General features: G+C 52.5%; 16 protein-coding genes and 1 tRNA gene. 9 read left to right on the plus strand and 8 right to left on the minus strand.

Annotation, left to right across the window (positions count from 1 at the left end; genetic code table 11):
• The coding region (locus H6F80_RS05965) for a zinc-binding dehydrogenase (protein ID WP_190790676.1) at window positions 1-430 on the plus strand (430 nt) is incomplete at its 5' end.
• Between the two features lie 378 nt (window positions 431-808).
• Here H6F80_RS05965 and H6F80_RS05970 read toward each other — a convergent pair.
• A tRNA-Phe gene (locus H6F80_RS05970) sits at window positions 809-881 on the minus strand.
• 185 nt (window positions 882-1,066) lie between these two features.
• On the minus strand, window positions 1,067-1,525 hold the full coding sequence (locus H6F80_RS05975; RefSeq protein ID WP_190790677.1) for a PPC domain-containing protein: 459 nt from the start codon (window positions 1,523-1,525) through the stop codon (window positions 1,067-1,069).
• A gap of 330 nt (window positions 1,526-1,855) precedes the next feature.
• On the opposite strand from H6F80_RS05975, the gene grxC reads away from it, so the two are divergent.
• The 6 genes from grxC to H6F80_RS06005 all read left to right on the plus strand — a co-directional run bounded on the left by grxC (window position 1,856) and on the right by H6F80_RS06005 (window position 7,483).
• Complete coding sequence (gene grxC / locus H6F80_RS05980) at window positions 1,856-2,116, plus strand: glutaredoxin 3 (protein WP_190790678.1); 261 nt, start codon at window positions 1,856-1,858, stop codon at window positions 2,114-2,116.
• 39 nt (window positions 2,117-2,155) lie between these two features.
• Window positions 2,156-3,133, plus strand: coding sequence for a glutathione synthase (gshB, locus tag H6F80_RS05985; protein ID WP_190790679.1), 978 nt, complete (start codon window positions 2,156-2,158; stop codon window positions 3,131-3,133).
• A 95-nt stretch (window positions 3,134-3,228) separates the two neighbouring features.
• Window positions 3,229-4,329 carry an ABC transporter substrate-binding protein gene (locus H6F80_RS05990; protein ID WP_190790680.1) on the plus strand — a complete coding sequence of 367 codons (1,101 nt, stop codon included), beginning with the start codon at window positions 3,229-3,231 and terminating at the stop codon, window positions 4,327-4,329.
• A gap of 61 nt (window positions 4,330-4,390) precedes the next feature.
• On the plus strand, window positions 4,391-5,191 hold the full coding sequence (locus H6F80_RS05995; RefSeq protein ID WP_190790681.1) for an ABC transporter ATP-binding protein: 801 nt from the start codon (window positions 4,391-4,393) through the stop codon (window positions 5,189-5,191).
• Window positions 5,188-6,057, plus strand: coding sequence for an ABC transporter permease (locus H6F80_RS06000; RefSeq protein WP_190790682.1), 870 nt, complete (start codon window positions 5,188-5,190; stop codon window positions 6,055-6,057). The genes H6F80_RS05995 and H6F80_RS06000 overlap by 4 nt, the downstream gene beginning before the upstream one ends.
• 85 nt (window positions 6,058-6,142) lie before the next feature.
• Window positions 6,143-7,483, plus strand: a complete 1,341-nt coding sequence (locus H6F80_RS06005) for a cytosine deaminase (RefSeq protein WP_190790683.1) — start codon at window positions 6,143-6,145, stop codon at window positions 7,481-7,483.
• Here the strand turns inward: H6F80_RS06005 and bioB are convergent.
• The 3 genes from bioB to tmk all read right to left on the minus strand — a co-directional run bounded on the left by bioB (window position 7,469) and on the right by tmk (window position 11,059).
• A complete protein-coding gene (gene bioB, locus H6F80_RS06010; RefSeq protein WP_190790684.1) occupies window positions 7,469-8,452 on the minus strand; it encodes a biotin synthase BioB in 984 nt (327 codons plus the stop codon). The two genes, H6F80_RS06005 and bioB, sit on opposite strands and share 15 nt — an antisense overlap.
• Window positions 8,453-8,619: 167 nt before the next feature.
• Window positions 8,620-9,903 carry an HhoA/HhoB/HtrA family serine endopeptidase gene (locus tag H6F80_RS06015; RefSeq protein WP_190790685.1) on the minus strand — a complete coding sequence of 428 codons (1,284 nt, stop codon included), beginning with the start codon at window positions 9,901-9,903 and terminating at the stop codon, window positions 8,620-8,622.
• 385 nt (window positions 9,904-10,288) lie between these two features.
• Entirely contained in the window at window positions 10,289-11,059 is a 771-nt protein-coding gene (tmk, locus tag H6F80_RS06020) for a dTMP kinase (protein WP_190790686.1), read from the minus strand.
• Window positions 11,060-11,541: 482 nt separating this feature from the next.
• On the opposite strand from tmk, the gene H6F80_RS06025 reads away from it, so the two are divergent.
• Entirely contained in the window at window positions 11,542-11,913 is a 372-nt protein-coding gene (locus H6F80_RS06025) for a hypothetical protein (RefSeq protein WP_190790687.1), read from the plus strand.
• Between the two features lie 92 nt (window positions 11,914-12,005).
• Here H6F80_RS06025 and H6F80_RS06030 read toward each other — a convergent pair whose 3' ends face one another.
• Window positions 12,006-12,251: a hypothetical protein gene (locus H6F80_RS06030; RefSeq protein WP_190790688.1), complete on the minus strand. Its 246-nt coding sequence runs from the start codon at window positions 12,249-12,251 to the stop codon at window positions 12,006-12,008.
• Here H6F80_RS06030 and H6F80_RS06035 point away from each other — a divergent pair.
• On the plus strand, window positions 12,246-14,210 hold the full coding sequence (locus H6F80_RS06035; RefSeq protein WP_190790689.1) for an AMIN domain-containing protein: 1,965 nt from the start codon (window positions 12,246-12,248) through the stop codon (window positions 14,208-14,210). The two genes, H6F80_RS06030 and H6F80_RS06035, sit on opposite strands and share 6 nt — an antisense overlap.
• Window positions 14,211-14,355: 145 nt before the next feature.
• On the opposite strand, the gene frr is transcribed toward H6F80_RS06035, so the two are convergent.
• Both frr and pyrH read right to left on the minus strand, forming a co-directional pair.
• The gene (gene frr / locus H6F80_RS06040; protein ID WP_190790690.1) at window positions 14,356-14,904 is read right to left on the minus strand and encodes a ribosome recycling factor; all 549 of its coding nucleotides are present in this window, start codon (window positions 14,902-14,904) and stop codon (window positions 14,356-14,358) included.
• On the minus strand, window positions 14,891-15,619 hold the full coding sequence (gene pyrH, locus H6F80_RS06045) for a UMP kinase (protein ID WP_190790691.1): 729 nt from the start codon (window positions 15,617-15,619) through the stop codon (window positions 14,891-14,893). The genes frr and pyrH overlap by 14 nt, the downstream gene beginning before the upstream one ends.
• Between the last annotated feature and the right edge of the window lie 259 nt (window positions 15,620-15,878).

Here is a 15,878-nt window from a genome sequence, read left to right on the forward strand (position 1 = left end):
GGAAATCGGTAAACAGTTTGGCGCAGTCCGCACGTTTAATCACCGTCAAGTCACAGACATTCCTGCCGCTGTAAAAGAACTGACCGATGGCTGGGGTGCAGATGTAATTATCGAAGCGACCGGATCACCTCAAGTTTGGGAAACGGCGATCGCCTCTGGCCGTCCGGGAGCTACAGTTAATCTCTTCGGCGGCTGTCCCCGCGACACGTCCATCACCGTCAGCACCGAGCAGCTTCACTACTGCGAACTTACCCTCAAAGGCGTGTTTCACAATACTCCCTTCTTTGTGCGCGAAGCGGTAGCAATGCTGGCAAGCTACACCCTGCCCTTTGAACTAATGGTGAGTGATCGGCAGCCGCTTAAAAACCTGGAGCAAGTGTTTTGTGACATGCGCGATCGAAAGGTGATTAAGGTCGCAATTACGCCATAACAACGCTGCATATCACTAATTTAACCGGGTTGGATGACGGCAAATTTAGAACATTGGCTGCCCTAAGCAGTTGGCGTTCTTTAATGCGTATTCGATTACTGCTACTGCCTATCTCTGTCCAGATCGTAGAAGGCTTTTTCGTAAAGCCAATCCTTTGAACGATCGGAAAATTTCTGCTGATAGCGGTCTATCACGCGATCGGCGAATATCAGGAGCAGAGGGATTACCAAGCAGATGTGGCTTCCTTTGACGAATCCGCCGGATTTGAATCCCCCTACTAAGCAATCTGACTGCAAGCTCGCATTGCCCAAACCATGATTTGCTTGGTACAAAGTAAGCGAACTTCGTGAAGATTTTTTGGTCGATCTCTGAAAAGTATGCCAGGACGCGGACTTGAACCGCGGACACGAGGATTTTCAGTCCTCTGCTCTACCAACTGAGCTATCCCGGCAGGGCGTGCTTTGTGTGCTTAATTAAATTAGCAAACTTTAGGAAAGATTGGCAAGCTTTTTGTTTGCTTTTCCGGCTGACTGTAAACCTGTGGTTCTCCGTTCTTCAGAGCTAGACTAGGTCGCTAGATTGTACCCCGTACCATAGGGTTGCGAATGGAAGAACCACAGCTTGCGATCGCAGCGATTAGATTGGGCGGAGCTTTGTTACCTTGAGCGTGAACGCACCTACACCTTGTCCAGCATAAGGACTGACGCGCACAATGTAATTGCCGGGGCGAGTAACGCGAGCAAACAGCAGCGAATTTGTCGTGCCGTCGGGTCCATCGTCATTCTCAGCAACGGTTGAGCCATCAGGCGCAATCAGAGTCAGGATGGTATCGAACTGGTCTGAAGTCAAATCAATCACGACCTGATCGCCTTCCTTGAAGTCCACCAGATAGTCTCGCGCAAACCCGCCAAAGCCAGTAGGAATGTCCTGGTCTGTGATGCTATCGCTGACCTCATTGCTCGACGGCATTGGAATTGGACGATAGAGAGAAGACTGGGAAGATGCAGTTTGAGCGACAGCCGTTTGAGCGATAGCGACCCATGAGCCGATCGCCAGCGTTGCGGGAACCATCAGCGGCAGGAAAGACTTGAACATCAAGGATTTGAGCATACGAGATCAAGCACTCTAGCAAAAAACTTCGTCAATTATGGCTCACTAGATTGAAATCGATGCAAACCCTTTGAAGAAATTAGGGTTTCGATCGACATTCCTGCCGGAGTGCTGCTCTGACCCTCTGCCCGGGCACTACCCCAAGCGATCGAGACCGCGTCATTCTCCTTGCAGCAAAACTGAGTTTCAACGACCTGCGCTCGATCGCTCCATTTCTCGCCCCATTGCCTGAAACCCAGCTTGCATCGCGCGATTGGCTTACACTAGGGGAAGATAAAGATAATTGTTGCAAGCACAGCGGAACGGACATTTCTTATGGCTGTTGAAGTTGAGATTTATACCTGGAGTACCTGCCCTTTTTGTATTCGGGCAAAAGCCCTCCTGAAGCAAAAGGGAGTGGACTTTGAAGAATACTGCATTGATGGCGATGAGGCGGCTCGGGCGGAAATGGCGAAGCGGGCAAACGGGCGGCGCAGTCTTCCCCAAATTTTTATTGACAGGCAGCATGTGGGCGGCTGCGATGATCTGTATGCCCTCAATGCAAGTGGCAAGCTTGACCCTATGCTGCAAGCTTAATCGGAACGCTCTTTTCTGCCCTCTTTCGGAGTCGTCTTTGTGAAATTTGCATTTATTATTGACCCGATCGATCGCCTTGATCCCGGTCACGATACGAGTGTGGCGTTAATGGAGGCGGCACAGGGGTTAGGGCATGAGGTTTGGATCACGGAGGCAAAGCTGCTCAGTGTGTCGTCGGGCAAAGCGTATGGATTGCTGCGATCGGTCAAGCTGAAGCCAGTCAAACTGGTCGAGGGACGCTGGCAGGCAGAGAATCCCTGGTTTCAGGTGGGCGAACAGGTTTTGCTGCCCCTGGAAGCAATGGATGCGGTATTTATGCGAACCGACCCGCCTGTGAATGTGCCTTATCTTTACGCGACTTACATTCTGGATTACGTTGATCCGGGGAAAACGTTAGTGGTCAACTCGCCCGGCGGCTTGAGAGCGGCCAACGAAAAAATGTACGCGCTGCAATTCACCAAGGTGATTCCAGAGACGATCGTGGCGCAGGATAAACAGGTGATTCGCCAGTTTGTCGAGCAACAGGGCGCAGCCGTGATGAAGCCTTTGGGCGGCAAGGCAGGAGAAGGTATTCTGTTTGTGCAGCCGGACGATCGCAATTTCAACTCGCTGGTTGAGATCAGTACGCAGCAGCAGACTTACCCGATCATGGTACAGGCCTACCTGCCCGAAGCCAAAGACGGCGATAAGCGGGTGATTCTGCTCAACGGCGAGCCGATCGGCGCGGTCAATCGCATTCCCACCGGAAAAGACTTTCGCGGCAATATGGCAGTCGGAGGGCGTGTGGCGGCAGCAGAAGTGACCGATCGCGATCGGCAAATTTGTGCAGAACTGGCTCCAACGTTGCAGCGCGATGGGCTGTATTTTGTGGGAATCGATGTGATCGGGGGATACCTAACAGAAGTAAACGTGACTAGCCCCACCGGAATTCGAGAAATCGATCGGCTGAGCAATCTACGACTGGGCGACCAGGTGATGGAGTGGGTAGTGCATCGCTCTGAGGGAAAAAGTAGCTGAAGGTACAATCAGCAAGCATTGGTTTTAGTAGGTTCAAGTGAGGGTCGCTTCACGTTTCTTTAAAACCAGGATTTACCGATTAAGAGGGTAATGGCATGAGTCGCTCAAGAGATTCACTTTTCTTTGCTGGAATAAATCGCCGCAAATTTTTGCAGTACGGCGCGTTGACGGTCGGAAGCAGCATTGTAACTGCCTGTGCGAGTAGCCAACCGCCCGCTGCAACAGAATCGCCTACTGCCAGTTCTCCGGCTGCCAGCCCTGCAAGCAGTGAACTCACCAAGATTACTTACGGCACAAACTGGTACGCTCAGGCAGAACACGGCGGCTTTTATCAGGCAGTTGCTACCGGAATTTACAAAGACTATGGCTTGGATGTCACGGTCAAAATGGGTGGTCCGCAGGTGAACGGCACTCAGCTCTTGATGGGTGGAGCGATCGACTTCTTTATGGGCTATGGCTCAGACGCGATTAAAGCGATCGAAGAAGGCATTCCTAAAGTCACCGTTGCCTCGCTTTTCCAGAAAGACCCGCAAGTGCTGATTGTTCACCCGGATCAGGGCGTGAAAACACTGGAAGACCTCAAAGGCAAGCCGATCTTTATCTCCTCGGCGGCAAATGTCACCTTCTGGCCCTTCCTGTCAGCCAAGTACGGCTATACCGATAGCCAGAAGCGTCCGTATAACTTCAATCCGGGTCCGTTTCTGGCAGATAAAACCTCGGCGCAGCAGGGCTATCTCAGTTCGGAGCCGATGGTCATCGAGAAAGAAGGGGGCTTTAAGCCGCTGGTATTTTTGCTGGCAGACTCCGGCTATGATCCCTACTCCACAACGATCGAGTGTAAGCGGGAACTGGTCGAGCAAAATCCCGATTTAGTCCAGCGATTTGTGGATGCGTCGATCAAGGGCTGGTACAGCTATCTGGAAGGCGACCCCACGCCGGGCAATGAGCTGATCAAAAAAGACAATCCCAAAATGACCGACGACAAAATTGCCTATGGGATTGCCAAGATGAAGGAATACGGCATTGTCAGTTCGGGCGATGCTGAAGCGAAGGGCATTGGCGCGATGACCGACGATCGCTGGAAGTCTTTCTTCGATACCATGTCGGCGCAGGGCGTGTTTAAAAAGGAAACAGACTACACCCAGGCCTATACCCTGCAATTTGTGAATAAAGGCGTGGATGCCTACAAGTCCTAGCCTTAGCCAGGATTGACGATCGATCTGCAAACTACAGTGCGGTTCAGGAGCTTGTTTAGGAATGCCTGAAATCACCCTCAGTCACGTCAACAAAGTCTACGCCAATGGTACGGTTGCCCTGCAAGATCTGAATCTCGCGATCGCCCAGGGGCAATTTATCAGTCTGCTTGGTCCTTCGGGCTGCGGTAAAAGTACCGTTTTGCGGCTGATTGCAGGCTTGGGCAAAATGACGACGGGCAATGTGTCCTGGGGTAATCCGAATCACCGACTGGCGTATGTGTTTCAGGAAGCGGCTCTGATGCCCTGGGCAACGGTCGAGGAGAATGTCCGCCTTCCTCTGAAGCTGGCAGGACTTACCAAACGAGCGACCGCATCAGCAGTAGCCGAAGCAATCGAGCGCGTAGACCTGCGGGGATTTGAAAAGTGCTATCCGCGTGAGTTGTCTGGCGGGATGAAAATGCGCGTCTCGATCGCCCGTGCCCTGGTGACAAAACCCGAACTGCTCCTGATGGACGAACCCTTTGGCGCACTGGATGAAATGACCCGCAGCAAGCTCAACAGCGATTTGCTCGATTTGTGGCAGCAGATGCAGTGGACAGTCATTTTTGTGACGCACAACATCTACGAAGCCATTTACCTCTCAAATCGCGTCGTGGTGATGGCAGCGCGTCCGGGTCGGGTCGTGGCAGATGTGGCGATCGATGCGCCTTACCCCCGTACAGAAGCGTTTCGTGCCTCTGCTGCCTTTACAAACTACTACCGCCGCCTGTCTACAACGCTCTCGATGGGCACTGATCCAGAGCTTGAACCCTGGCAGCCTGCCGATCTACCCTCTGTACCAATGAGCGAGGGAGCACGATGAATTCCAATACGCTAAAAGCTCCTTTGGTTGCTCAACAGCCCAAAAAGCCCCGGTGGATCGATCGTCTGCTGTCCCCGCAAATTCTTGCCCCGATCGCCGTAGGGCTGATAATGCTGACCCTCTGGGAAGTGGGCGTGCGCGTTACGAATACACCGCCTTATCTGCTACCGGGTCCAATTCTGGTGCTGCAAACCCTATTTCAGGAGTGGGGTACGCTGTTTCCGTCGCTGCTGATCACGCTGAAGATTACAATTTTTGCTTTTATCGCGGCGGTGGTTTCCGGGCTGCTAGTAGCAGTGCTGTTTACCCAGAGCAAATGGATCGAGCGCAGTTTCTTTCCCTATGCCGTGGTGCTGCAAACCACGCCGATCGTCGCGATCGCCCCGCTGATCATTCTCTGGGTGCGGCAAATTGTGCCGGGCGACAGTTCGACTGCAGTTTCGCTGACGGTATGCGCCTGGATCGTGGCATTCTTCCCAATTCTGTCAAATACAACTGTGGGGCTAAACAGCGCAGACCACAATTTAACTAACCTATTTCAGCTTTACAAAGCCTCTCGCTGGCAAGCGCTGCTGCATCTTCAGCTTCCGAGCGCGATGCCCTATTTCCTTAGTGGACTACGGATTAGCGGCGGACTGGCTTTGATTGGCGCAGTGGTGGCAGAGTTTGTCGCGGGCACAGGTGGAACTCAATCAGGCATTGCCTATCAAATCCTGATGGCGAGCTTTAATCTACAAATTCCCCTGATGTTTGCGGCTCTGCTAATGACAACGATGCTGGGCGTGATGATTTTCGTGGTGCTGACCGTTTTGTCGGATTATCTACTGCGGAACTGGCATGAGAGCGCGGTGCGACGGGAGAATTAGAGCGTGGATGGGTGGATGGGTGGATGAGGCTGGTGAGCCGTGAAGGAATGAGAGCGTGTCGTGTGGTGCTAGGGATAGGGCTTTCATGGTATTTGATGCAGAACAGTACTGGTTGACGAATGCGCGTGTGCCGATCGCCCTCTTAAAAGATGTGAGCTTTCCAATATCGGGTGATTTGGCGCAGGTTGATTTGCTGATTCGATCGGGTCAGATCGCCGAGATTGGGCCTGCGAAGGGTCGATCAATAGAAGGAACGCCTGTATACGATCTAAGGCAAGGCATCGTGTTTCCCTGCTTTATCGATCTGCACACGCATCTAGACAAAGGACACACCTGGGGACGTGCTCCCAATCGATCTGGATCGTTTGAGGATGCGCTGCAAACCGTTGCTGCGGATAGCCAGAAGCACTGGAACGCAGAAGATGTGTATCGGCGCATGGAGTTTGGGCTGCGGTGTGCCTATGCTCATGGGACGCAGGCAATTCGCACCCACATCGACGCTTATGGAGAACAGGCAGCGATCAGCTTTGGAGTATTTCAAGTGCTGCGGCAGGAGTGGGCAGACCGCATGTTACTCCAAGCAGCGTCTCTCGTGCCTCTGGACTATTACCTGACCCCGGAGGGAGAAAAGTTGGCGGATTTAGTGGCAGAAGCGGGCGGAGTGCTTGGGGGTGTGACGATTGCTCATCCTGACCTCTCTCAGCAGATCGATCGCCTGTTCAGCCTGGCAAAAGAGCGCAATCTCGACCTCGACATCCACACTGACGAAAGCGGGGATCCGGCAAACAATGCGCTGTATCACATTGCGGAAGCAGCGATTCAGCATCAGTTTTCTGGACAGATAGTTTGTGGTCACTGCTGTAGCCTGGCAGTTCAAGCGGCGAAGGATGCCACAGAAACGATCGATCGCGTCCGGCAGGCAGGCATTGGAATTGTGAGTCTGCCGATGTGCAACCTGTATTTGCAGGATCGCAACCAGGAATCTGCGCTTAATGGCGGTTCTTTGCAGGAGGCAGTTCTGCCCACAAAAACTCCCCGGTGGCGCGGGATTACACTGGTGCATGAGCTGAAGCAAGCTGGAGTTCCAGTCGCCTTTGCCAGCGACAACTGCCGCGATCCGTTTTATGGCTATGGCGATCATGACGGCTTGGAAGTGTTCACTCAGGCAACCCGAATCGCCCAGCTTGATGCCCCTTACGACAACTGGAGCCGCAGCGTCACCACCACTCCTGCCGCCCTGATGAAACTGCCGCAAATCGCTGAAATTTATCCGGGTGCGGCGGCGAATTTGATTTTATTCAGAGCACGCTACTACAGCGAACTGTTTGCCCGTCCCCAGGTCGATCGCATTGTGCTACGGAATGGAAAGGCGATCGATACGACTCTGCCCGACTATGCGGAACTGGATGATTTAATTTATCGATAGGGCATTGGTGTCAACAAAGGGTTCGAGCGGCACTGCGCCGATGTCTTCTAGCAGCTTGCGATCGGCATCCTGATCGGGGTTGGCAGTGGTCAGCAGCTTTTCACCGTAAAAGATTGAGTTTGCGCCCGCCAGGAAGCAAAGCACCTGCGCTTCACGGCTAAGGCTGGTTCTACCCGCACTAAGACGGACTCGCGCTTGGGGCATGAGGATGCGGGCAACGGCACACATTCGCACCAATTCCAATGGGTCGATCGGTTGCTGTTCCTCCAGTGGTGTACCCGACACGGCAACGAGGGCATTGATCGGTACGCTTTCGGGGTGGGGAGTCAGGGTTGCCAGCACTTGCAGCATTCGGGCACGATCAACCAAACTTTCACCCATGCCAATAATGCCGCCACAGCACACGGTAATGCCTGCCTTGCGAACTCGATCAAGCGTTTCCAGCCGATCGCCATAAGTGCGGGTCGTGATAATTTGGTCGTAGAATTCGGGGCTGGTATCGAGGTTGTGATTATAAGCAGAGAGCCCGGCGGCGGCAAGTCGCTCTGCCTGAGAGTCAGTTAACATTCCAGCAGTGACACAGGCTTCTAGCCCCAGCGATCGAACCTGGCGCACTATTTCTAACATGGCTTCAAAGGCGACTCCTTCGCGAATTTCCCGCCATGCCCAGCCCATGCAAAAGCGAGTTGCGCCCAGCTCTTTTGCCCGATGCGCGGCAGAAACGACTTCTTCGATCGTGAGCGTTGGCTGCTTTTCAACAGTGGTTTCATAGTGCGCCGACTGCGGACAATAGCTGCAATTTTCTGGACAGCCCCCGGTTTTAACGCTCAGCAGCGTGGCAAGCTGGATGCAGTTCGACGGGTTGTGGCGACGGTGAACCGTTTGCGCCTGAAATACCAGATCAAGCAGCGGCTGCTGGAGCAGATCGAGGATTTCTTCAGTCGTCCAATTATGGCGAAGGTCAGACATGAGCGGTGAGCAATAGTGTCTTTGTCAGTAAGTCTTTGATCATACCGGGAAGCGATCGAGAAAGGACGATCGGCAAGTGGACAACCGCAAGATTCGGCGTAAGCAAAAAAAAGGCGCAAGCCGCGCCTCGTGTCTTATCAGGAAAAAGGTCAGAAAACGAAATGGGATTAACCCTGCTGGTCAGAACTATCAATGGGGTAGGCTCCCGGTTGCACGGTCAGGTTAACATCCTGCCCAGCCCGTCTGAGCTGCACCTGCAAATTGCTGCCCACCTGGCTCTGCTCCACAACGTTTTGTAGCTCGTTTGCCTTTGTGATGGTTTGACCATTGATGCTGCGAACGATGTCTCCTGCCCGAATTCCGGCTTTAGCAGCAGGAGAGTCCGACACAACGCGAACTACTAGAACTCCCTCATCCTCAGTGACGTTCAGATCGTTCTCTGGATTGCTGTTAATGTCCTGCTTTACGGCTGGCGTGAGGGTTACCATTTGCACTCCTAAATAGGGGTGCTGAACGCTGCCCTTGGTAATGAGTTCATTCGAGATGCGCTGAACGGTATTAATCGGAATCGCAAAGCCAATTCCTTGAGCATCCGCACGAATAGCGGTATTCACGCCAATGACTTCGCCACGCTCATTCAGCAAGGGACCACCAGAGTTACCGGGGTTAATGGCAGCATCCGTTTGAATAAAGTCAATTCGCTTGTCGGAAATGCCCACATCACTGCTCGATCGCCCGGTCGCGCTGATAATGCCCGCCGTGACGGTGTTATCTAGCCCCAGCGGGTTGCCGATCGCGATCGCCCATTGACCGGGCTGAATCTGGTCAGAGTTACTGAGCTTCACAGTTGGGAGATTCGTTTCATCGACTTTTACAACCGCCACATCGGTTACGGGATCGGAGCCAACCACCCGGCCTTCTATTCTGCGCCCGTCCTTAAGCACGACTTCGACCGTATCCGAACCTGCAACAACGTGAGCATTGGTAATAATCTGTCCATCCTGGCTGACAATGAAACCAGAGCCAACTCCACGCTGCACTCGCTCAGACGGCTCCTGAAGAGGCACTCGTCCACCAAAAAACTGCCGTAGCCTCGGATCGCGGAATGCTTCGGGAACTGCTGACCTCACCGTGCGGCTAGCATCGATTCGCACCACGGCAGGTCCAACGTTCTGCACGACCGAAGTAATGAAATTGGGGTCGCGGATGGGAACATTTTGCGCCTGGGTGATCGAAGTGGGCGGCAACTGCGCCTGTGCCTGCTGACGCAGCGGCGAACTTGGGTTCCAGGCAATGTAGGCTCCGGTCGTCGCGACGCTAGCCCCCAGCAAAACAGAAGCGAAAGAAGCTCTCCAGCCGCGATTGGAACGATGAGAAGCGGGAGTTTCAGTAAGTTGAGTTTCAGAATGACGGGAAGCCGTTTCCGCTTCAGGATAATCGAACTGAGACATAGGTATGGTGAAGTTTTGACTGGATGAGGTGGACGAATTGGACTCAGGAGAATGATGGGTCGAATCAGAATTTTGCTGTTTTGCCATCTCGCACCTGTTGCATAGATAGGGTGAGTTTATGACGATGCGAAGCGGTTCTCCTCGCCGGATAAATGCCCCTGCCTCGATCGAGCCATTAGCCCTGGCACTGCTATCTCGACGCCATCAACAAGAAAAGAACTTGGAAAGGAAGAACCGATCGACGGATATTGACTACTATAGACAGACCGTATTGCGGCCATGTGGCAACCCAATGGCACGCTAATGAATTTTTGATTGAGCAGCTTAGCCTTTACCAGTCCTGCTATTTAGAATTTTGGGGTCAGCCCTTTTGTCACTCTTTTTGTCACTCTTTCGCCCACTTACCCAATCGATCGATCAGTACCGTTTGGATTTGCTGTGTCACCTGCTCTGAAGGCTGGCTAGCGTCAATGCGGATAATTCGATCGGGAAATGTCTTGGCCAGATCGGTAAAGCCCTGCTGCACCCGGTGATGAAACTCGATCGTGGCTTGCTCAATTCGATCGTGACTGCCCCGCTGCTGGGCACGAGCTAAGCCAAGCTCCACATCTAGATCAAGCCAAAGGGTGAGGTCGCTTTGCAGCCCGCTTGTGGCAATTTGATTGAGCTGATCAATTAGGGGGCGATCCAGTTGTCGGCCGTAGCCTTGATAAGCAATGGTGGAATCAGTGTATCGGTCGCAGAGAATTAGTGCTCCTTGCGCTAGTAAGGGTTTCAGCATTCCCTCGACGTGCTGAGCGCGATCGGCTGCATAAAGTAAAAGTTCGGTGCGGTCTTGCAGTGGCTCGTCGCTGGCAGGATGAAGCAAGAGTTGACGCAACTGCTGCCCTAGCCCAGTCCCGCCTGGTTCACGAGTCGCAACACACTGGGAAAATAACGGCGATTCCTGCCTGTTATTGAGCCAATGAGTTTCCACCAGCCAGGTATGCACAGCTTTGATTTGCGTCGTTTTGCCTGAACCCTCTACACCTTCAAAAACAACGAGCCTTCCGGGTCGCTTCTCAAACGAGTTTCTGGGTAAATCTCTAGGCAAATCTTCGGATAAATCTTTGGGTAAATCTTCGGGCACTGTTTCAAATTGAGTGTTCCTACTCATGCAAATGCTGCAAATTTCAACGAATCGCCTACAATTAAGAGAATCGTCTGCATCAAAGCAAGGAGTGTGTCGCTTGAGATCTCCCTCTAAAAGCAGATCCTTCTTAAATGGTTTGGCTAAATTGTCCGGGAATTAGTCAAGTTAGACTGAACTCTGGATATAGTAAGGCACTTTTACCAAGATTGGTTTTGTTCACATTATTTCCAGCAGTTTTCGTCATCTAACCAGCAGCAATGGGGTAAGGAACGAACTAGGAAACGAAACAAAGTCCACTCACTCAATCTCAATTGAGCTCAGGTACATCAAACCGGAAATTCCCAATTCATACCTTTGCAGGCAAACTTGCAGGAATAAGTCTTTCCTGAGATAACCCGCCTATTCGATTGAAACGACTAATTCAGTGCCGGAACAGTCTTGACGGGAATACAAAATTCCGATTGGGTAGGAGTGGATGGTTAAACGTTAAGATGCCGGGGTTGCCTATGGCTCGTTATACCAGCTTATTTACTATTTCAGTGTCGTTAGATCACCCCGAATGGCGATCGGCTTCTAATCGGCTGCGCCATTCCCTCAGCGAGACGCTGCGATCGTGCAGTTTGGATGTTGTTTTTGACTCGGAAGACTACCTGGTCGCGAAAGAAGCGCCCGGTCATGTCTCTTATACTCAGCTTGTGACGGTTGAAGTCCTGATCGAACGACCTGTTCAAGATCCTGCTGTCCGCATGAATTTTGTGGTGAAGAACGAAGAACTTCCTCTCAAGAGCAATAATCACTGCCGCGCAATGTTTGACTCTGTGAATCGGGCGATCGCTGAGAATCGGCAATGGCGGTTGATCGAAAGCGCCGTAAGCTAGGGCAGGAAAAGATAGGCTCGTAAATTTCCTGCCTACCACGCTCAACAAGCCTTAACCAAGAAACTGTGCCATTTTGCAGCAAAGCCATTACACTAAACGCTGTATTGATTTAGGGCAGGATGAAACGCTACATATAGAGGGGGATAGGGGAGCCAGTCTTTTGCTGCCCCTACTCCTATCACGACCACATGAAAGCTGAGCCGCCCCACGGCTGTAATACTGGTGATGCCCTGGCAAAGGACTTCGCGAGTCAGACGCTTTAGCGATCGTGTGCCGCGTTTTTTCCTGCTCGAAAAGATAGCGTTCTTTGCCGTGCGGCTTGTGAGGTGATTATGCAAAAGCGATTTGTGCAGCAGGTTCAGACTCAGTTTTGGCTGAGTGTTTCCCAACCAGTCGGGTTATTGGGGACAGGGCTGATACTTACTGGAGCCGCGATCGCGTTGCCTGCTTCGTTTGCTTCGCAGTTTCCCGGAGGGGCAATTGCCCAGGCTTCTTCGCTGCAATGGCAGTACGACCCTGAATCAGCCGCGCTGTCAGTCAATCTTCCTCCTGGCGCAACGCCACGCTATTTCTTGGCGGCTCAGCCTGCCCGCATTGTGATCGATCTGCCTAACACTGATGTCGGCGCACTTCAAACCGAAAAGCAGTTTCCCGGCGCAGTTCAGCAAATTCGCATCGCTCAGTTTCAGCCCGGAGTCACCCGAATCGTGATGCAGCTAGCTGCGGGAACCGTTCTAGCTCCACAGCAGGTTGACCTCCAGCAAAGCGGCGATCGATGGGTGCTGCGCCCAGTTCTGGCAGGGGCAAACCCTGCTCCGGCTCAGACAGTCGCTTCGCCCTTCCCCGAAGAAAGTATCGCTTCCCAGTCCCCCGAAAGGGAGACTGCTGCTGTAAATTCCCCTTCGCCTCAAGCTCCTGATGCTTCTCCTGTCAATGCGGCTCCTGAGGTGATAGCAGATTCATCAGCCGCTAATTCAACATCAGCAGGTTTAACTCCAAATCTAGCAGCAGCAAATGAAGCAACTTCAGACCTGCCCCCTCTGGAGCCAGGCGCAACAGAAATTCCTGTAGAACTTCCCCCAGCTGAGGCTGCCGCAGTTCCTTCAGAAATGCGCTCTGCGCGAATCACTCCCCCCACAGTTTCGGTTCCCGAGCTGTCTGCTGTTGCTGCCTCTCCAGACCCCGCCTCTCCAGACCCAGTTCTATCTGCTCCTCCAGGAAATCTGACTCCTGCTCCTCAAACTGCTGAAGGTCAGGCTCCTGAGATCCAAGCTTCTGAAATTCAAGCTTTTGAGAATCAAGCTTCTACCACTCAGCCCTCAGAGAATCCAACTTCTGTTCCTCAAACCACCGCTCAAGCCACTGAGATTCAGAACGCTGAAGTTCAAACTCCTGCCTCTCAAACCTCAGGGAATCCGGCTCCTGCCCTTCAAGCTTCTGAAACTGAGACCTCTAAAGCTGAAGCGACTGAACAGCCTGTCAGAGCAAATGAAAATCCGACTGAAGCGATTACCGCTGCTATTCCAACCGAACTACCTCCTGCTGAACCAGAATCGCTGCCCACCGAACTGCCTCCTGCCACATGGACGCCGCCAGCAGAGCGTTCAGTTCGCGTCCCCGCCCTAAATTCTTCCAGCCCATCCCCTGCTCGGACTCGTGATACCAGCGCGATCGAGTTTGGGCAACCGCTACCGGGATCAGAATCGACCAGCACAGCCTCCAGAACCACTGCTCGCGAAACTCCGCAGGAAGGATTCCGTGAAACTGTGGTGGCGGTCAATTCAACTTCAGGCGTATTGCTGCCTTCGGGAACGGTCCTAAGTCTGCGATACCAGGGTGAAGAAACGCTTAATCTGTCGAGCGATTACCCACTTCAGGAAGTGCTGGTGGTCGATCGCGATGTGCGGAATCAGGAAGGCCAAATTATTGTGCCTGCGGGTAGTCAGGTGATTGGGCGATTTGAAACAGGCAGTTCAGGCAGCGAGTTTATCGCTCAGGCAATTAGCATCGATGGGGAAAGTTTTTTGCTAAACGGACGATCGAATAAACTATCGGGCGATCGGCAGCTCTCCAGCAACCAGATGATGCAAAACTCGGCGGTCGGCGCAGTCGCAGGAACGCTTTTGGGAGCCGTCACCGGAGTTGGACTGATTGCCGGAATCGCGGCAGGTGCAACAACCAGTGCAGCAACAACTTATCTGACTGCACCACAGCCCGCCATTATCGAACCCAATCGCGTGGTCGAAGTGCGGCTATTCGAGGATTTGCGCCAGCCAGGATATGGCATTGGCGGCTGATGTTTGAAAAAATTTTCATTATCCAATTCGCCCCCTAAACTTGAATTCCAGGAAGCACATCGTTTCCTGGAAGCATCTCAAAGTCCCCCAAAACTGGGGGATTTAGGGAGCGATGTAGAACCTCTGATTCTTCCGAATCACCCTCTTAAATCGTCATAATGTCGGACTCTTTCTCGGAAAGAATCTGCTCAATCTTCTGAATGAATTTGTCTGTCAGCTTCTGAACGCTGTCTTGCGTATCCCGCGCTTCGTCTTCCGAAACATCGCCGCTCTTTTCCTGCTTGCGGATTGAGTCGATCGCATCTCGACGAATATTGCGAATCGAGACTTTGCCTTCTTCTGCCATTTTTGCCGCCATTTTCACCAGCTCTTTACGCCGATCGCTCGTTAGAGGCGGAATGTTCAGGCGAATTGTGGAGCCGTCGTTATTGGGCGTTAAGCCAATGTCCGATAGACTGATTGCCTTTTCGATCAGGTTCATCGTATTACGATCGTAAGGCTGAATGGTGATCGTGCTGGCATCTGGTGTGTTGATGTTGGCAAGCGATTTGAGCGGGGTTGGAGTGCCGTAGTATTCAACCGTGACGCGATCGAGCAAAGAAGTATTGGCGCGTCCAGTTCGGATGGTGTTAAACGATCGTTGAGTTGCCTCAACGGCTTTCTGCATGTGGCTTTCAACGTCAGCTAATTTCACAAGACCCTCCAACAATCGTTCCAATCGACTCTCCCATCACTGCTCGACGAACATTGCCCGCCACGGAAAGGTCAAACACAATAATGGGGATATTGTTATCTTTACACAAGGCGATCGCAGTGGTATCCATCACCTTCAGGTCTTCGGTTAAAACGTGGCTATAGGTCAGGCTTTGGTAGCGACGCGCCTTCGGATTTTTCTTGGGATCGGAGTCATACACCCCGTCCACCTTAGTTGCCTTAAACACCACTTCTGCATTGATTTCAGCCGCTCTCAGGGCAGCCGTTGTATCAGTGGTAAAGAACGGATTTCCTGACCCTGCTCCAAAAATCACGACCCGCCCTCTCTCCAGGTGACGAATCGCCCGCCGCCGAATATAGGGTTCTGCTACTTCCTGCATCTCGATCGCACTCAACACCCGTGTGGGAACTTCGAGCCGTTCCAGGGCATCCTGCAAGGTCATCGCATTCATAACGGTCGCAATCATGCCGATATAGTCTGCGGTTGCCCGATCCATTCCGGCGGCTGCCCCTTTCACACCCCGAAAAATATTGCCGCCCCCTACAACGATCGCGGTCTGCACCCCTGCTGAAACAATTTCTTTTACTTCTTCTGCAATACTCTGAACCACAGACGGGTCAATCCCGTAAGACAGATCGCCCATCAGTGCCTCGCCGCTCAGCTTCAGCAAAACGCGCTGGTAAGTAAGTCCCATGAAAATATTTCTTTTTGCTCAAGACGCTTCCAACTAAAGATAGCAGAGGTGGGGAGGGGGTGAAGAGTGGATGGAGGGATGGGTGAGGAGTTGGGAAGATAGGGATAATGAGGGGATAGGGTGAGTTTTTCTGTAGGTTTGGGGCGGTGGCAATGGCTTTCAGATTTGAGTTGAAGGTTGATTGTAGTAGCGCTGGCCCACTTGGTATGACGATGGGCTTAGGTTTGGAGACTTTGACCCTGCTCAGCTTCCCATTAGG

This window comes from Leptolyngbya sp. FACHB-711 (assembly GCF_014695615.1).
Taxonomy (GTDB): Bacteria; Cyanobacteriota; Cyanobacteriia; order Elainellales; family Elainellaceae; genus Leptolyngbya_A.

Bases quoted from the DNA above. Each gene is read 5' to 3' on its own strand.
- H6F80_RS05975 (WP_190790677.1), bottom strand. From the start codon at position 1,525: ATGTTCAAGTCTTTCCTGCCGCTGATGGTTCCCGCAACGCTGGCGATC.
- grxC (WP_190790678.1), top strand. From the start codon at position 1,856: ATGGCTGTTGAAGTTGAGATTTATACCTGGAGTACCTGCCCTTTTTGT.
- H6F80_RS05990 (WP_190790680.1), top strand. From the start codon at position 3,229: ATGAGTCGCTCAAGAGATTCACTTTTCTTTGCTGGAATAAATCGCCGC.
- H6F80_RS05995 (WP_190790681.1), top strand. From the start codon at position 4,391: ATGCCTGAAATCACCCTCAGTCACGTCAACAAAGTCTACGCCAATGGT.
- H6F80_RS06000 (WP_190790682.1), top strand. From the start codon at position 5,188: ATGAATTCCAATACGCTAAAAGCTCCTTTGGTTGCTCAACAGCCCAAA.
- H6F80_RS06005 (WP_190790683.1), top strand. From the start codon at position 6,143: ATGGTATTTGATGCAGAACAGTACTGGTTGACGAATGCGCGTGTGCCG.
- bioB (WP_190790684.1), bottom strand. From the start codon at position 8,452: ATGTCTGACCTTCGCCATAATTGGACGACTGAAGAAATCCTCGATCTG.
- H6F80_RS06015 (WP_190790685.1), bottom strand. From the start codon at position 9,903: ATGTCTCAGTTCGATTATCCTGAAGCGGAAACGGCTTCCCGTCATTCT.
- tmk (WP_190790686.1), bottom strand. From the start codon at position 11,059: ATGAGTAGGAACACTCAATTTGAAACAGTGCCCGAAGATTTACCCAAA.
- H6F80_RS06025 (WP_190790687.1), top strand. From the start codon at position 11,542: ATGGCTCGTTATACCAGCTTATTTACTATTTCAGTGTCGTTAGATCAC.
- H6F80_RS06035 (WP_190790689.1), top strand. From the start codon at position 12,246: ATGCAAAAGCGATTTGTGCAGCAGGTTCAGACTCAGTTTTGGCTGAGT.
- pyrH (WP_190790691.1), bottom strand. From the start codon at position 15,619: ATGGGACTTACTTACCAGCGCGTTTTGCTGAAGCTGAGCGGCGAGGCA.